This window comes from Pseudomonas putida (assembly GCF_050989985.1).
Lineage (GTDB): Bacteria > Pseudomonadota > Gammaproteobacteria > Pseudomonadales > Pseudomonadaceae > Aquipseudomonas > Aquipseudomonas putida_AI.
Map to the genome: position 1 here is coordinate 2672286 of NZ_CP158815.1, position 13663 is coordinate 2685948.

General features: G+C 57.5%; 16 protein-coding genes and 1 pseudogene. 11 read left to right on the forward strand and 6 right to left on the reverse strand.

From position 1 onward, the window contains the following. Positions 1-307 precede the first annotated feature (307 nt). Genes ABTV29_RS12410 through ABTV29_RS12420 form a run of 3 tightly spaced genes read left to right on the forward strand, consistent with a single transcriptional unit; the run spans position 308 to position 1731 of the window. Positions 308-664 (forward strand): hypothetical protein, encoded by a 357-nt coding sequence (locus ABTV29_RS12410; protein WP_433770592.1) that lies wholly within the window; start codon positions 308-310, stop codon positions 662-664. 44 nt (positions 665-708) lie between these two features. Continuing rightward, a complete protein-coding gene (locus tag ABTV29_RS12415) occupies positions 709-1368 on the forward strand; it encodes a hypothetical protein (RefSeq protein WP_433770594.1) in 660 nt (219 codons plus the stop codon). Positions 1369-1371: 3 nt separating this feature from the next. Then, complete coding sequence (locus ABTV29_RS12420; protein ID WP_433770596.1) at positions 1372-1731, forward strand: hypothetical protein; 360 nt, start codon at positions 1372-1374, stop codon at positions 1729-1731. Positions 1732-2130: 399 nt separating this feature from the next. Here ABTV29_RS12420 and ABTV29_RS12425 read toward each other — a convergent pair. Further along, a pseudogene (locus ABTV29_RS12425) lies at positions 2131-2268 on the reverse strand (Rho-binding antiterminator); the annotation flags it as partial. A 340-nt stretch (positions 2269-2608) separates the two neighbouring features. On the opposite strand from ABTV29_RS12425, the gene ABTV29_RS12430 reads away from it, so the two are divergent. The 6 genes from ABTV29_RS12430 to ABTV29_RS12455 all read left to right on the forward strand — a co-directional run bounded on the left by ABTV29_RS12430 (position 2609) and on the right by ABTV29_RS12455 (position 7010). Further along, positions 2609-3055, forward strand: a complete 447-nt coding sequence (locus ABTV29_RS12430) for an RDD family protein (protein WP_433770598.1) — start codon at positions 2609-2611, stop codon at positions 3053-3055. 70 nt (positions 3056-3125) lie between these two features. Beyond that, positions 3126-3821 (forward strand): hypothetical protein, encoded by a 696-nt coding sequence (locus ABTV29_RS12435; protein ID WP_433770601.1) that lies wholly within the window; start codon positions 3126-3128, stop codon positions 3819-3821. Positions 3822-3965: 144 nt separating this feature from the next. Beyond that, a complete protein-coding gene (locus tag ABTV29_RS12440; protein ID WP_433770603.1) occupies positions 3966-4451 on the forward strand; it encodes a hypothetical protein in 486 nt (161 codons plus the stop codon). A gap of 58 nt (positions 4452-4509) precedes the next feature. Further along, positions 4510-4932 carry an RDD family protein gene (locus ABTV29_RS12445; protein WP_433770604.1) on the forward strand — a complete coding sequence of 141 codons (423 nt, stop codon included), beginning with the start codon at positions 4510-4512 and terminating at the stop codon, positions 4930-4932. A 179-nt stretch (positions 4933-5111) separates the two neighbouring features. After that, positions 5112-6332: a helix-turn-helix domain-containing protein gene (locus ABTV29_RS12450; protein WP_433770606.1), complete on the forward strand. Its 1221-nt coding sequence runs from the start codon at positions 5112-5114 to the stop codon at positions 6330-6332. 36 nt (positions 6333-6368) lie between these two features. Continuing rightward, the gene (locus ABTV29_RS12455) at positions 6369-7010 is read left to right on the forward strand and encodes a Vgb family protein (protein WP_433770608.1); all 642 of its coding nucleotides are present in this window, start codon (positions 6369-6371) and stop codon (positions 7008-7010) included. A gap of 78 nt (positions 7011-7088) precedes the next feature. Here the strand turns inward: ABTV29_RS12455 and ABTV29_RS12460 are convergent, their stop codons facing one another. Further along, positions 7089-8414 carry a 2-hydroxycarboxylate transporter family protein gene (locus tag ABTV29_RS12460; RefSeq protein ID WP_433770610.1) on the reverse strand — a complete coding sequence of 442 codons (1326 nt, stop codon included), beginning with the start codon at positions 8412-8414 and terminating at the stop codon, positions 7089-7091. Between the two features lie 259 nt (positions 8415-8673). Between ABTV29_RS12460 and ABTV29_RS12465 the strand changes: the two genes are divergently transcribed. After that, positions 8674-9591, forward strand: coding sequence for a LysR substrate-binding domain-containing protein (locus tag ABTV29_RS12465; protein WP_433770612.1), 918 nt, complete (start codon positions 8674-8676; stop codon positions 9589-9591). A 116-nt stretch (positions 9592-9707) separates the two neighbouring features. On the opposite strand, the gene leuD is transcribed toward ABTV29_RS12465, so the two are convergent. The 3 genes from leuD to ABTV29_RS12480 form a co-directional block, all read right to left on the reverse strand. Continuing rightward, positions 9708-10316, reverse strand: a complete 609-nt coding sequence (leuD, locus tag ABTV29_RS12470; protein WP_433770614.1) for a 3-isopropylmalate dehydratase small subunit — start codon at positions 10314-10316, stop codon at positions 9708-9710. Between the two features lie 3 nt (positions 10317-10319). Continuing rightward, positions 10320-11741, reverse strand: a complete 1422-nt coding sequence (gene leuC / locus ABTV29_RS12475) for a 3-isopropylmalate dehydratase large subunit (protein ID WP_433771854.1) — start codon at positions 11739-11741, stop codon at positions 10320-10322. A gap of 76 nt (positions 11742-11817) precedes the next feature. After that, complete coding sequence (locus tag ABTV29_RS12480; protein WP_433770616.1) at positions 11818-11994, reverse strand: hypothetical protein; 177 nt, start codon at positions 11992-11994, stop codon at positions 11818-11820. Between the two features lie 45 nt (positions 11995-12039). Here ABTV29_RS12480 and ABTV29_RS12485 point away from each other — a divergent pair, with 45 nt between their 5' ends. Then, a complete protein-coding gene (locus tag ABTV29_RS12485) occupies positions 12040-13050 on the forward strand; it encodes a GlxA family transcriptional regulator (protein WP_433770618.1) in 1011 nt (336 codons plus the stop codon). A gap of 146 nt (positions 13051-13196) precedes the next feature. Here ABTV29_RS12485 and ABTV29_RS12490 read toward each other — a convergent pair whose 3' ends face one another. Further along, on the reverse strand, positions 13197-13658 hold the full coding sequence (locus tag ABTV29_RS12490) for a hypothetical protein (RefSeq protein ID WP_433770620.1): 462 nt from the start codon (positions 13656-13658) through the stop codon (positions 13197-13199). Positions 13659-13663 lie beyond the last annotated feature (5 nt).

Sequence of the window (13663 nt, forward strand, 5' to 3'; positions counted from 1 at the left end):
GAAAAAATAAGTCGACGCCTTTTTTTGATTAAAGATCATCGCCGCAGACCCTACAGAATTTGCGTCGGAGATCTTCCAAAGCGCCGGCAACGTCACCATCAATGCCGCCAACAAAATCACCAACGGTGTTGAACGAGCCTACAGTTCGGGCATCTCCGGTACGTCTCGCAACACCGGCACCGGCGCTACCGGCACCGGGAAAACCACCATCATCACCCTCAACAGCCAGCTTCCACCGGACCTGGCCCAGCAACAGGTCAACCCGATTACACTGCCGGGCTTCAGCCTGCCGGTTGGCGACACCGGCATGTTCCGCCTGAGCGGCAAAAACGGCACAGACTCGACGATCGTCACCAACCCGCCACGGACCATCGGTTCCGCTACCGGCGCCACAACCCAGCGTCCGGACGGCATGCCCGTCAGGAACGCCAGCGATCTGCAGTTCGACTACAACGACCTGGTGTCGGTCAAGAACCGCGAGCTGGCGTTGGCCGGTAGCCCATCGCTGAACCTCAACGACAAGACTGCACAGGTCAACGTCAACACCGCTGCCGGTGACGGCACGGTCGGCGTCCAATTGCCCAACCGGGGCAATGCCCTGATCAACACACCGCGCGTGCAGGGACTGCCCGATACCAGCGTGCGCAGCAAACCTCACAAGTAACCGAGCTTTGGAAGACTGATGATACTGGAATAACTGATCGCTTTTTGACCAGTAATATCAACGACATGACCCGCGCTGGTACTCTCGTTGCCGGACAGGTCGGCCTTGCGGCATGGGATGGTGAGTCGGACGCGCTGAGTCAAATTGGACGATACCTGGATCAACAAGGTTTCAATCCTTTTGGAATCAACCCCGCGGCACTAGCTGGTTTAGGAGGTAGTGGAAAGACAAGTTACGCAGACGGTGTCGTGGGGGCGTCGAAAAACGGTGGTGAGACACCAAAGAACTTCAACCCGTCGAGTCCGCTGATCGATGCGGAGGTGGGTCATAGTAACTTGCCTAAGGTTCCGATAGGGGAGGCAAAAGCAAATGTTGGATCAATAAGCCATGTTTCTGGAGTGGATCTTTCCAAAAGTCAGTCTAAGATGATCGCTGATTTTGAGGCGGCGGGGTATCCATCCAAGCCGGTGGTCTCTCCGACTAGCGGGAATGTGGTCGGAACTCAATATGCATTGCCTGATGGTTCACGAGTTCGAGTGATGCAAGCTGATGGACGGAGCCCCCAGCGCGCATCCTTTGAGAACGCAAATGGTGGACCTGTTGATCCTACGACTGGCAAGCCGCCGCAGCCACCGCAAGGTTTATCGAAGGCTGAAAGGAAACAATGGATTAGAGAGCGTACACATATTGAGCAAGTGGACTAGGTTATGATTGATATTTTTGAAGCTGTGGCTCTTTTTTTTCCAATAAAAATTGAGCAAGTATCTTGGGATGGCGATACTTTGATACTGTCTACGGCAGATTGGAGTTTTCGTACCGAGAGTGTCTGGCGTGTTTCAAAAAACCATAAGTTGCAGTTTGCCTGTTGGGATGATGATGCACCCGTCTTAATTTCTGATTTTTTAGGTGCATCTATCATTGAAATAAAATGGATTACTGATGCCCAGCCGATTGACCCTTCTATTAAGCTATCTGATGGCCGAGTATTGGACGTTTTCTGTTCGATATCAATAGAACCTTGGGTCATGGAACTTTCGAGTGGGGTCGTATACCTGGGTAACTGTTAGCTTTCTCATTTTTTGTTGGGTCGAGATGAAAAATTGGGGCAGATGGTCCTGTCCCGTGACAACGGGTTCCAGGAAGCTGGTTATTTGAGTAGAAAGAGCAAAAAGGGCACAAAGCAAAACAATAGGGAGGAGAAAAGAGACCAACTGTTGCTGATGAATTCTCAACTCATCGGAGTACTGACAGTTGCTGCGCTTAACCCAGACGCCGATAGCCACGAGCTGCAAACCGGGGCATGGGTGGCACAGAGTGGGACACAGTACAATTTCCTGAATCACGAGGTTGATGCTTTAGTCGAGGAATTGAAAGGTTGCCGAACGAAACCAGATCCAACGACCTGTCGAGCTGATGTAACCAAAAAATATGCAAATCTAAGCCATGCAAGTAGTGACAAAGCCTTGGCTGGCCGTTCGCGTGGTCAGCGCCCTGGCGACCAGGCGTGCACCATCCTTCAATTCGACATCCAGCCGGTAGCCGCGCAGGCAGGCGATCTCCAGATAGTCATACAGGTCACAGTTCACGGGTTGATAGGTGTTCATGGCCTTATTCCCGACGTCATAGACGCTGTTGGTGTCAGGTGCATCATGAGCCCAGACCACCGGGGTCAACAAGGGCCGAGAATCTTGCATTTTCAGCTGCATTTAATTGACGTCAGAATAGTGGCTCTCTAATATCAAGCCATTACTGGGCCGTCATTCGTTTTTCGAGGGAACGACTGATTTACTCACCCGCCTTGGTGGCGAGGTGTCTATGGCTTCGCACCGTTTTTCTCCATTGAATACGGCCCTCACCGCACCCGCTCGCTAGTGTTTATTAATGGTGCTCGCGATATTCACTTTACAGCTCATGCTTTGGATTTGGCACGAAATTGGAGTTGACATGGAAGTATCAAGGACATCCTTGGCGGTACGGCGAGCAGGGGCATTTACCATTGATAAAGTGATAGTTGTCCTGCTGTGTGTGGTGATGATGAAGTCAAATTTCGCCTTTGACGGGCTCGTCTATCTCTTGGTGTTTCTGCTGTATTTTCCATTTTGCGAATACTTGATGAGTGGTCGTACGCCGGGGAAGTATCTATTCGGAATTATTGCCATTAATGGCGTCGGTGGTCCGCCGACGCTTCTTCAGGTGATCATCCGAAACGTGACTCGATATATAGAAGCCTCACTTTCCCTTCTTGTCTTATTTGTGTTCGTTAATTCCCGGAATTGCCAGCGAGTAGGAGATATTTTTGCCCGAACTTATGTAATTGTTGTCAAGGATTTGGAGCAGGTGCGTTTAAGTATTAACTTGAAAGCTGCGATTGAGGGGCCGGCTGAAGAATAGTTTGATCACGGACTTGGATGGCAAGAGGCTTACGCCATTTTGCCCACTGAAGAGTAAAAAGGGATTATTTGTGAATAAACTGATTTTTGTATTCCTGACTGCACTTCTGATCACCGGTTGCGCCAATCAAAAACTCACGCCGGAGAATCGGGCTCAAATCAAGACCGTAAAGGTCCTGCCTGTTAAGTGGGAACCGAAACAGATGTTTTACATGGGCCGCGAGCAAGCCTGGGGCGCGGCGTTGGGGGCCGGCCTTGGCGCGGGCGTCGGAATGGCCAGCGGCGCCTCCCGCTTGGGGACCAGTGCGTTATCGGGTGCAGGGTTTGCAGCTGGGCTGAAGGCTGGCGACCTGGCGTCGATGCCGACGGTGGATGCGATTCTTTACTTGATGGAGTCCGAGAACATTAACCTGGGCGAATTGTTGAAGCAGAACTTCGTGGACGAACTGGCAAAGAATCCGTCGCTCAAGGTGGTCAGCGGTGAGGAAGCGGCCGATGCGCAGATTCAACTCACAGTGAATACCTGGGGTTTTAGCCTGACACAAGGTTTCAGTAGCGTGGTCTATCCAATGATCAATGTGGACGCGGTGATGACGCGTGGTGCCGAACAACTGTGGCGCCAGGGAGAAGGCGTCTCGGCGTTCACCAGCGGCAACGACTACGGCTATACACCACTGCAGTACCGTACAGAGCCACAGACGTTGCGCATGGCGTTGAAAGGTGTGTCTGAGATTGCCAGCAAAAAACTGACGCAAGACTTGAATTGATCCGAGAAGCAGCAATAAGGGCACAGTCACAAAAGGGGGCGGGTTTATTTATCAAGAAAAATAAATCTGCCCTCCACTTCAATAACCCCGGGGTGGAGCCTGGATGTAAATGACTCGGCCACTCCAAAGTCAGGGCTGCACACTGTGAGTGAAATAAGCTACCCCCGCCGCAAAGTATTTATCGCCTTCTTTCTCTGTCCATTGGTATTGGGTTTTTTCGCTGGTATTTACAAGTTCGTTGCACTGCTTGCTCATTTGGTGAGTACGCCAAGGCTGTTGGGTGAGGTAAGGGGTGGGGAACTGTTGTTGATGCCGGTAGCAGTACCACTCATTGCGCAGGTGGCGTTTCTTCCACCGTTTCTGGTACTCGCGTTGGTGATTGCCCGGATGAAAGTCTGCAGGACTTCACGAAGCTGCGTGCTTATCTCTTTGGCGGGGGGATTTCTTGCCATGTCGTGGTCATTATTGTTTGTTGTAGCAGTAGTGCGGCATGTGAAGAACGCCCAGTTCTCGGATTACCTTTTTGAAATGTTAATAATTTTCGTCGCGACGTCTGTTACGTGTTGGTTGGCGGCACGTTTTTTTCTGCCGGTGCAAATCGCAACAGCTGTTGAGACGTTCAACGACTGAAAAGGGGGGCAGATTCAATACCTGGCTTGCCTGATTCTTACCAATGGAGTGATAACACATGACCATCAGCAACACCGAAGGGAACTACCAAAAGCCCACTAACCTCGCCGGACTGGGGCGTCGCTGGGGAGGGCAGATGATTGATTCGATGGTTACCGTTTTTCTGTTCATCTTCATGGGGCGAGCAGCCGAGTTTGTGGGGCTCCCGCCCACCGTGGTCGGTATTTTGGCTCTGGGTTCCGGTGCCGCGTATTACCTGTTTTCCGATGCAATGCCCAATGGTCAGAGCCTGGGTAAAAAGCTGTTGGGGATGTCGGTGATTGATGAGCGCAGTTATCTCAATTGCAATCTTTATCAGTCTTTCATGCGCAACATCACTACGCCGTTTCTAAGTGTCTTTGACTGGATCTTTATCTTCTTTGGTTCACGCAAGCGCCTGGGTGACATGATCGCATCCACGATTGTCATTCGGTCCAAGTAGCGCCAAGCGATACACGTCATCGTTCACGACCATCGCGGGCAAGCCTCGCTCCCACAGTTGTCCGATACCTGTGGGAGCGAGGCTTGCCCGCGATGGCGTCAGACCAGGCGCGGTAATTTCCCTGAGATAAACTCAACAGCGCCCCCCACCGCTGGAGTGATTCCCATGGCAGCACCGCAATGGACTCGCTAATCACGGCCGCCGCCCAGGCTCTGGCGGCAGGGGATCCGTTGGGGGCGCTGGATCGGGTTGCGTTGCGTGAGGATGCGCCGGCGCTGGCGCTGCGCGGGATTGCCATGGCGCAACTGGGGGATCTGGTGCGGGCCAGGGTGCTGGTGCGGCGGGCGGCGAGGGCGTTTGGGCCGAGGGAAGTGGTGGCGCGTGCGCGGTGCATTGTTGCCGAGGCCGAGATCGCGCTGGCTTCGCGGGATCTTGGTTGGCCGGTGCAGACACTGCAAGCGGCGCGGGCGACTTTGGAGAAGCACGGTGATTGGCTGAATGCTGCCCACGCACGCTATCTGGACATCCGTCGTCTGCTGCTGATCGGGCAACTCAACGAGGCACAGGAAAAACTCGCACAACTGGACCCGGCGACCTTGCCACCCGCGCTGCGGGCCACCCATGAACTGGTGGCGGCGGGCATCGCCATGCGCCACCTGCAATCGCAAGCTGCCCGCGCCGCCCTGGCCAGGGCCGGAATCGCAGCGCGGCAGGCAGCGATTCCCGCACTGCTCGCGGAGGTCGAGAGCGCCGTACAACTGCTTGATAGTCCCGCCGCGCAGCTGACCGCCCATGGGCAGCAACGGCCACTGTCGCTGGAGGCCGTAGAAGCGCTGCTCGCCTCGACATCCCTGGTGGTGGACGCCTGCCGCTACGTCGTACGCGGTGCCGGCATGTCGGTGCCGCTGGCGACGCGGCCCATCCTGTTCACCCTCGCGCGCGTATTGGCCGAAGCCTGGCCCAACGATGCACCGCGCGAAGCGCTCATCGCCCGGGCCTTTCGCCTGAAGCTCAGTGATGAATCCCACCGCGCCCGCCTGCGAGTTGAAATCGGACGGCTGCGCGCGGCGCTCAAACCCCTGGCCGGAGTTACCGCCACCAAGAGTGGATTCACTTTGGTCTTGCTCACATCTCCCGACGTCGTGCTGCTCACACCCCCGGTCGAAGAAAAGTACGCCGCGTTGTTCGCCTTGCTCAGCGATGGGGAGTCCTGGTCGAGCTCGGCCCTCGCGTTGGCGTTGAACAGCAGCCAACGCACCGTGCAACGGGCTCTCGATTCACTGGCGGCGCAGGGCAAGGTGCAGTCGTTCGGACAGGGCCGGGCACGGCGTTGGCTGACGCCGCCGGTGCCCGGTTTCGCGACGACCTTGTTACTCCCGGTGCCGCTGCCCGGTGGCTAGGATGAACGCCACCAACCCCTTTCGAGGAACTGCAAAATGAAACAGTCAGCAGCCGAAATTCTCCGTGAGTACGGCCCTTTTGAAGGCATCGATCACGTACATGGCCTCACCTGGGACGGTCAGCAGGTATGGTTTGCCAGTGGCGAGAAACTCAATGCCCTGGACCCCGACAAGGGCCAGCCTGTGCGCTCGATCGATGTCGCCGCCCACGCCGGCACTGCCTTCGATGGCAAGCACCTGTTCCAGATCGCCGAGGACCGCATCCAGAAAATCGACCCGCAAACCGGCAAGGTCCTCTCGACGATTCCGGCCCCCGGTGGCGGCAATGATTCAGGGCTGACCTGGGCAGAAGGCTCGCTGTGGGTGGGTCAGTATCGCGAACGCAAAATCCACCGGATCGATCCGCAAAGCGGCGCGATCTTGCGGACCCTCGAATCCAACCGTTTTGTTACTGGCGTGACCTGGGTCGAAGGCGCGCTGTGGCATGGCACCTGGGAAGGGGATGAGAGTGAGTTGCGCCGCGTCGATTCGCACACCGGCGAAGTGCTGGAAAGCCTGAAGCTGCCTGCTGGCATAGGTGTGTCAGGACTGGAGTCCGACGGTGGCGAACGGTTTTTCTGTGGCGGTGGCAACAGTGGGAAGGTGAGGGTGGTGCGTCGGCCTTCATCCGCCGGCTAACCTGCGAGTAAACGCCAAAGGGTGCGCTGCTACACAGGCAGGGCACCCTTTGGCACAACTGGGACTACAGGTACGGACTCAGGCAAAAACCTTCAACAACAGCGTCGCCAGAATCACCGTGGAAGCTCCGCCGATCCGTGTGGAAATCTGCGCGAACGGCATCAGCGACATGCGGTTCGAAGCCGACAGGATCGCCACATCACCGGTCCCGCCCAGGCCGCTGTGGCAGCAGGTCACGATGGCCGATTCGATGGGGTACATCTTCATCAGGTTGCCGATGAAGAAGCCCGCAACGGTCATCGACACGACCACGGACACGCAGACCAGCACATACCCCACCGAGAACACTTTCACCACGCTGTCCAGCGGCACATAGAGCATGCCCAGGCCGATCATCACCGGCCAGATGAAGGCCGAGGACACCAGTTTGTAGAAGGTGTTGGCGCCTTTCTCGAGTTTTTCCGGCAGCACTCGTACGTATTTAAACAGCACGGCAGCAAGGATCATCATCACCGGGCCGGGGATGCCGACGACTTTTTCCAGCAGGCCACCGAGGACGAAAAAGGCGCAAATTACCAGCACGCCGGCGCCCATGACACGGAAGTCGACGAGGGAGCCGGTGTCTTCCTTGACCTGGAATTTGTCGTTCTCGGCCTTGGCGCGAATCAGTGAACCCTCGCCGTTGATGTTAGGGCGTTTGAGGGCCAGGCGAGCCAGGTAGCCGGCGCAAATGATCGCGACGATGTTGCCGACCACCGCGGCAGGCGCCAGTTGTGCGACGTAGATATCGGGTGTGCCGCCGAGGATCGCCGAGTAGGCCAGCGACAGCGGCAGGATGCCTTCGCCAATCCCGCCGCCAATGATGGGCACGATGATGAAGAAGAAGGTGTGGTGCAAGCTGTAGCCCATCAGTTTGCCGACGATGAGCCCGCTGGCCACGGCGGCGAGCGTGCCCACCAGCAGCGGGATGAACATGCGCAGCATGCCCTGGACCAGGATGAAGCGGCTCATGCCCAAAATGCTGCCGACCACCAGGCTGGCGATCACGAAGTAGAGGAAGTTGGCTTCCTTCATCAGCATTTTGGTCGCGTCGATCGTGGCCGGGCCGAAGAAGCCGTAGAACACCAGGACCGAGGGCAGCATCAGGCACAGAATGGCGCCGCCGCCGATGTCCCTGAGGATCGGCAGGCGCGAACCCATCTGCCCGAAAAACATGCCCATGGTCATGATCACGGCCAGGCCGCCGATCATGTTCTTGGGCAGGAAACCCAGGTGGGCCGAGAGGTAAACGATCAGGGCGATGCCGAGAAACACCGGCAGCGGGATCACGCCAATCTCGTAGCTGCGCAGGCGTTGCAGCAGCCCGACCGTAGGGGTGATTTCGATTTTCAGGGACTCATTCATGACGCTGTTTCCTCATGTTTGTTTTTATCGAGGATGTAAGGAACTACGGCTAAATCGGACTTGGCTCGGTGCCTTGCTTTTCTGTAGGAGCGAGCATGCTCGCGATGGTCGTCAACGATGACGCGCAAATCCTGAATGAACGCGGTGTCCTTGCGTTCATCGCGAGCAAGCTCGCTCCTACAGGAACAGCCGGTTGTGGCCCGGTAGAGAGATGCTATCCTTCGCGAAATACGTGATAAATAGCGGATCCATGAGGCTTATGAACACGAATCGTGATCAATTTCCCTTGCCTGAAGACCTCAAGGTTTTCCTCACCGTCGTGCGCAAAAACGGCTTTGCCAGCGCCGCCGAAGAGCTGGGTGCTTCACCGGCCTACATCAGCAAACGCATTTCGGTACTGGAAACCACGCTCTCCACGCGGCTGCTGCACCGCACCACACGGCGGATTGCCCTGACCGACGATGGCGAGCGGGTGCGGGTGTGGGCGGAAAAGCTGCTGGGCGATTTCGATGATTTCATCGGTGAAATAGCCCAGGCACGGCAACAGCCCATGGGCTCGCTGCACATCTGCAGCAGCTTCGGTTTCGGACGAAATCATGTCGCCCCGGCGATCTGCAAGCTGTCGCAGACCTATCCGAAACTGGAGGTTCGCCTGGACGTCTTCGATCGGGTGGTCGATATCGTCGGCGAAGGTTTCGATCTGGAAATCCGGGTCGGCGATGACCTGCCGGGCCAGCATCTTGGGCGCAAGCTGGTGAGCAACCGGCGGGTGCTGTGCGCGACGCCGGAGTATCTGCAACGACGGGGCACGCCGCGTTCGCTGGATGACCTCAAGGACCATGATTGCCTGGTGCTCAAGGAGCGCAACAACGCCTTCGGCGTATGGGACCTGACGCGCAATGGCCAGCAAGAGTCGGTACGGGTCAGCGGCCCGCTGTCATCCAACAGCGGCGAGATCGTCCTGGAATGGGCCCTGAGCGGCGGCGGGATTCTGTTGCGATCGATGTGGGACGTCAAACCCATGTTGGAGCAGGGGCGGCTGGTGCAGGTGCTGCACGACTACAGCCAGAGCGCCAACGTCTGGGCGGTGTATCCCACCCGGCTAAGCCAGTCGGCGAAGTTGCGGGTGTGTGTTGAGTTTCTGGAAGAGTATTTCCGCGATCTTTCAGTCGAATAAAAAACTCTGTAGGAGCGAGCCTGCTCGCGATGGTCGTCAACGATAACGCGGGCAAACTGAATCAACGTGGTGCCCTTGAGTCCATCGCGAGCAGGCTCGCTCCTACAGGTAGAGCATCAGGCCAACCAGGGATTCGCGGCGAGATGGCGGCTTTCGAAGGCACGAATCTGCTCGGCCCGCTGCAACGTCGTGCCAATGGCATCCAGCCCAGACAGCAGCGCCTGTTTGCGCAGTTGATCGATCTCGAACGGGATCACGCTGCCGTCAGCCAATTCGATAGTTTGCGCGGGCAGATCGACGCTGATCCGTGCGGTGGCCGCGACGCTTATTACTTCGGCCACCCGCTTCAACTGAACCCCGGTCAACTGGATCGCCAACACCCCGTTGCGCTGGCAGTTGTCGTAGAAAATCCCTGCGAAGCTGGTACCGATCAGGGCCCTGATGCCCATTTGCTTCAGGCCCCAGACCGCATGCTCGCGACTCGAACCGCAACCGAAATTGGCCCCGACCACCAAAAAGGCCGCGTCACTCCACGCAGGTTGGTTGAGGATGAAATCCGGGTTGGGTTCGCCGGATGGCACAAACCGCAGATCGAAAAACAATCCCCGATCCAGCCCCTGGCGATCGATGCCCTTGAGAAACTGCTTGGGCATGATCACATCGGTGTCGATGTTGGCAGCCAACAGCGGTGCGGCACTGCCGCTGATTCTGGTGAAAGGTTGCATGGTTCAAGCCTCCAGGGCGAATGAGCGGACGTCGGTCAGGTGCCCGGTAATCGCGGCGGCCGCGACCATGGCCGGGCTCATCAGGTGGGTGCGCGCCCCGGCGCCCTGACGTCCCTCGAAATTGCGGTTGGTACTGGAGGCGCAACGGTCGCCGGGGGCGAGCACGTCATCGTTCATCGCCAGGCACATCGAGCAGCCCGACTGGCGCCATTCGAATCCGGCCTCGAGGAAAATCTGCGCCAGCCCCTCGCTTTCCGCCTGATGGCGCACCAGCGTCGACCCCGGGACGATCATTGCCCGTACATGCGCGGCCACGCGTTTGCCACGCACCACGCGGGCGACGTCACGCAAGTCTTCGATGCGGGCGTTGGTGCAGGAGCCGATGAAGGCGTGGCTGATGGTCACGTCACTCAGTGGCATGCCGGGCTCCAGGCCCATGTAGGTCAGGGCGCGTTGCAGGCCCTGACGCAGAATCAAGTCCGGCTCGGCGGCCGGGTCCGGTACATGGCCACCCACCGGCGCGGCCTGGTCGGGGCTGGTGCCCCAGGTGACCATGGGCTCCAGAGTGTCGACGTCCAGTGTGACCTCGCGATCGAACACGGCGCCTTCATCGCTGTACAAGCCCCGCCACTGGGCAACCGCCTGTTGCCAACGCTCGCCCTTGGGCGCGCGTGGCTTGAGTTGCAGGTAGGCGAACACCTTGTCATCCGGCGCCATGAAAGCGCCCCTGGCGCCTGCCTCGACGGCCATGTTGCAGATGGTCATGCGGGCTTCGACGCTGAGATCGGAAATCGCCGGGCCGGTGAATTCAATCGCATAACCCGTGGCTCCCGAGGCACCGATGTTCTTGATCAGTGCCATGATGATGTCCTTGGAGGTCACCCCGGCGCCGAGCAGGCCGTTGACTGTCACGCGCATGGTCTTCAGGCGTTTGTAGACCAGGGTTTGCGACGCCAGCAAATGCTCGATTTCCGAGGTGCCGATACCGAAGCCGAAGGCTCCCAGGGCCCCGTAGGTGGTGGTGTGGCTGTCGCCGGCGGCCACCACCATGCCCGGCAGGATGAAGCCTTGTTCGGGGGCGACGACATGTTCGATGCCCTGGCGCTTGTCCAGCACGTCGAACAGTTCGATGCCGAAATCCCGGCAGTTCTCCTCGAAATACGACACCTGCCGCGCGCCACCGGCATCGGGCATGGTGGCGATGCGATTCGGGGCCGTGGGGTTCACATGATCGACCACCGCCAGCGTCGCTTCCGGGCGCCAGACCTTGCGCCCGGTTTCGCGCAGGCCGCTGAAGGCTTGCGGGCTGGTGTATTCGTTGGCCACCTGGCGATCGATGTACAACAGCACATGGCCCTGGTCGTCGAGTTCGCAAACGGTGTGGCTGTCGATGTGCTTCTGATAGAGCGTTCTGGGTCGCATGATGGCTTGGGCTCTTATTGTCATGGGAAATCACGGAAACGTCCCCATAGCCTATTCGTCGCGGAATTTGCATCAAGTGTCATAAAGTGATGGCTTTGCGCACGATGCGTGAATAATGCATGGATGCCAGTTCCAACGACGGGCCGCGTGGCATCGCGGGTTTGCCTTCGGGTTTGAACTTGCGTAAACAGAGCGCCTGTCGAATATTTTCAGGCTGCAGCTTCAGGTTTCTGCGCAAAGGAGTGAGAGTGATCAAGGGGTTCGTTCATACAGTCGTCGACACGACGAAGCGAGGCGCGCGTTGGTAGAGCGACGTGAGTTCAGCGGTGGCATGAAGGGCAAGAACCTGCGCTACCTCAATGAACATGAAGGCCAGTCGGTACGCGCCCGTGCGGGGTTTCTGCTGCTGGAACATTTTTCCTTGCCGGCGTTCACCCAGGCGCTGGACACGGTGGTCACGGCCAACCTGCTGCGGCCCGAGCTGTTTTCCAGCAAGACCTTCGGTTTGGCCGAAGGGGAAGTGATCAGCGATCTGGGCCTGGTGATTCGCCCCGACGCCTGCCTCAGCCACGCCGAGATCCAGGAGCTGGATTTGCTGGTGGTGTGTGGCGGCTATCGCACTGCGCTCAAGGCCGATGAGGCGTTGATCAACCTGCTGCAGGACGCTGCCGAACAGGGGGTTACCCTGGCGGGGGTGTGGAATGGCGCCTGGTTCCTCGGGCGCGCCGGTTTGCTCGATGGCTATCGCTGTGCGATTCACCCCGAGCATCGCCCTGCACTGGCGGAAATCGCCAAGATGACCCAGGTCACCAGCGAAGCCTATGTCGTGGATCGCGATCGCATGACCGCCTCCAGTCCGAATGGCACCTTCTATATGGCGCTGGAGTGGATCAGGGGGCTGCACGACAAGGCATTGACCGACGGCATCGAAGACATTCTGGCGTTCGAGGCCTCTCGTTACCGGCGCATCAAGCCCTCGTTGAATGCCTCGGTGTGCGGCCCGCTACGCGAGGTGGTCAACCTGATGGACGCCAACCTCGAAGAGCCGCTGGAGATGGAGGCGCTCTGTGAATACGCCGGCCGCTCCCGGCGGCAGATCGAGCGGCTGTTCAAGGAACAACTGGGCACCACGCCGCAGCGGTATTACATGGACTTGCGTATTACCGAGGCGCGGCGGCTGCTGCAGCACACCTCGCTGAGCATTGTTGAGGTGTCGGTGGCTTGTGGTTTTGTTTCGCCGAGCCATTTCAGCAAGTGCTACAGCTCGTATTTTGGGTATCGGCCTTCGAAGGAGACGCGGTTGGTCAAGTAGGGGGATTTGTTGGGTTGAAGAGCAAAAGATCGCAGCCTGTGGCAGCTCCTACAGGGGAACACATTCCAAATGTAGGAGCTGCCGCAGGCTGCGATCTTTTGACCTTTTCTAACCTATTCGATGCCTATGAAGGTCTCTCTCTCAATTCATTGCGCTTGATCGCCGACCGAGTCACGTCGGCCAACGATAATTTCGTTGTCCTTGGTGAGTTGTTGTTTAAAGTTTCGACCCCTGAACCCCAGCACCTGACCTTCTTGTGAGTAGGCAACTTCGATATGGCCACCACCACAAAAATCTACGCGACAGATCCGTGTCTGCTCCTCAGTTCGCACAGCGAATGATTCGATATCTGAAAAGTCCCGGATGCCTACCGATTTGGGAACTAGATTTTCTATGGTTATTTCACCATCTATCATACTTACTGTTGCCCCATCCGGACGAGTAAGCCTTACACCGCCCTCAATTCTTTCGATGAAGTTTCCATAAGAATGAGCCTCAATAAATTTTCCTTCGTCGTCTAATAGAATAATGCTTTCACCCTCGACTTCGGGCCCTGGTGAGTTTGGGAGAAAGCCAATCGTTACATCGTCCTTTTCATTCTTGCTCATTTTAT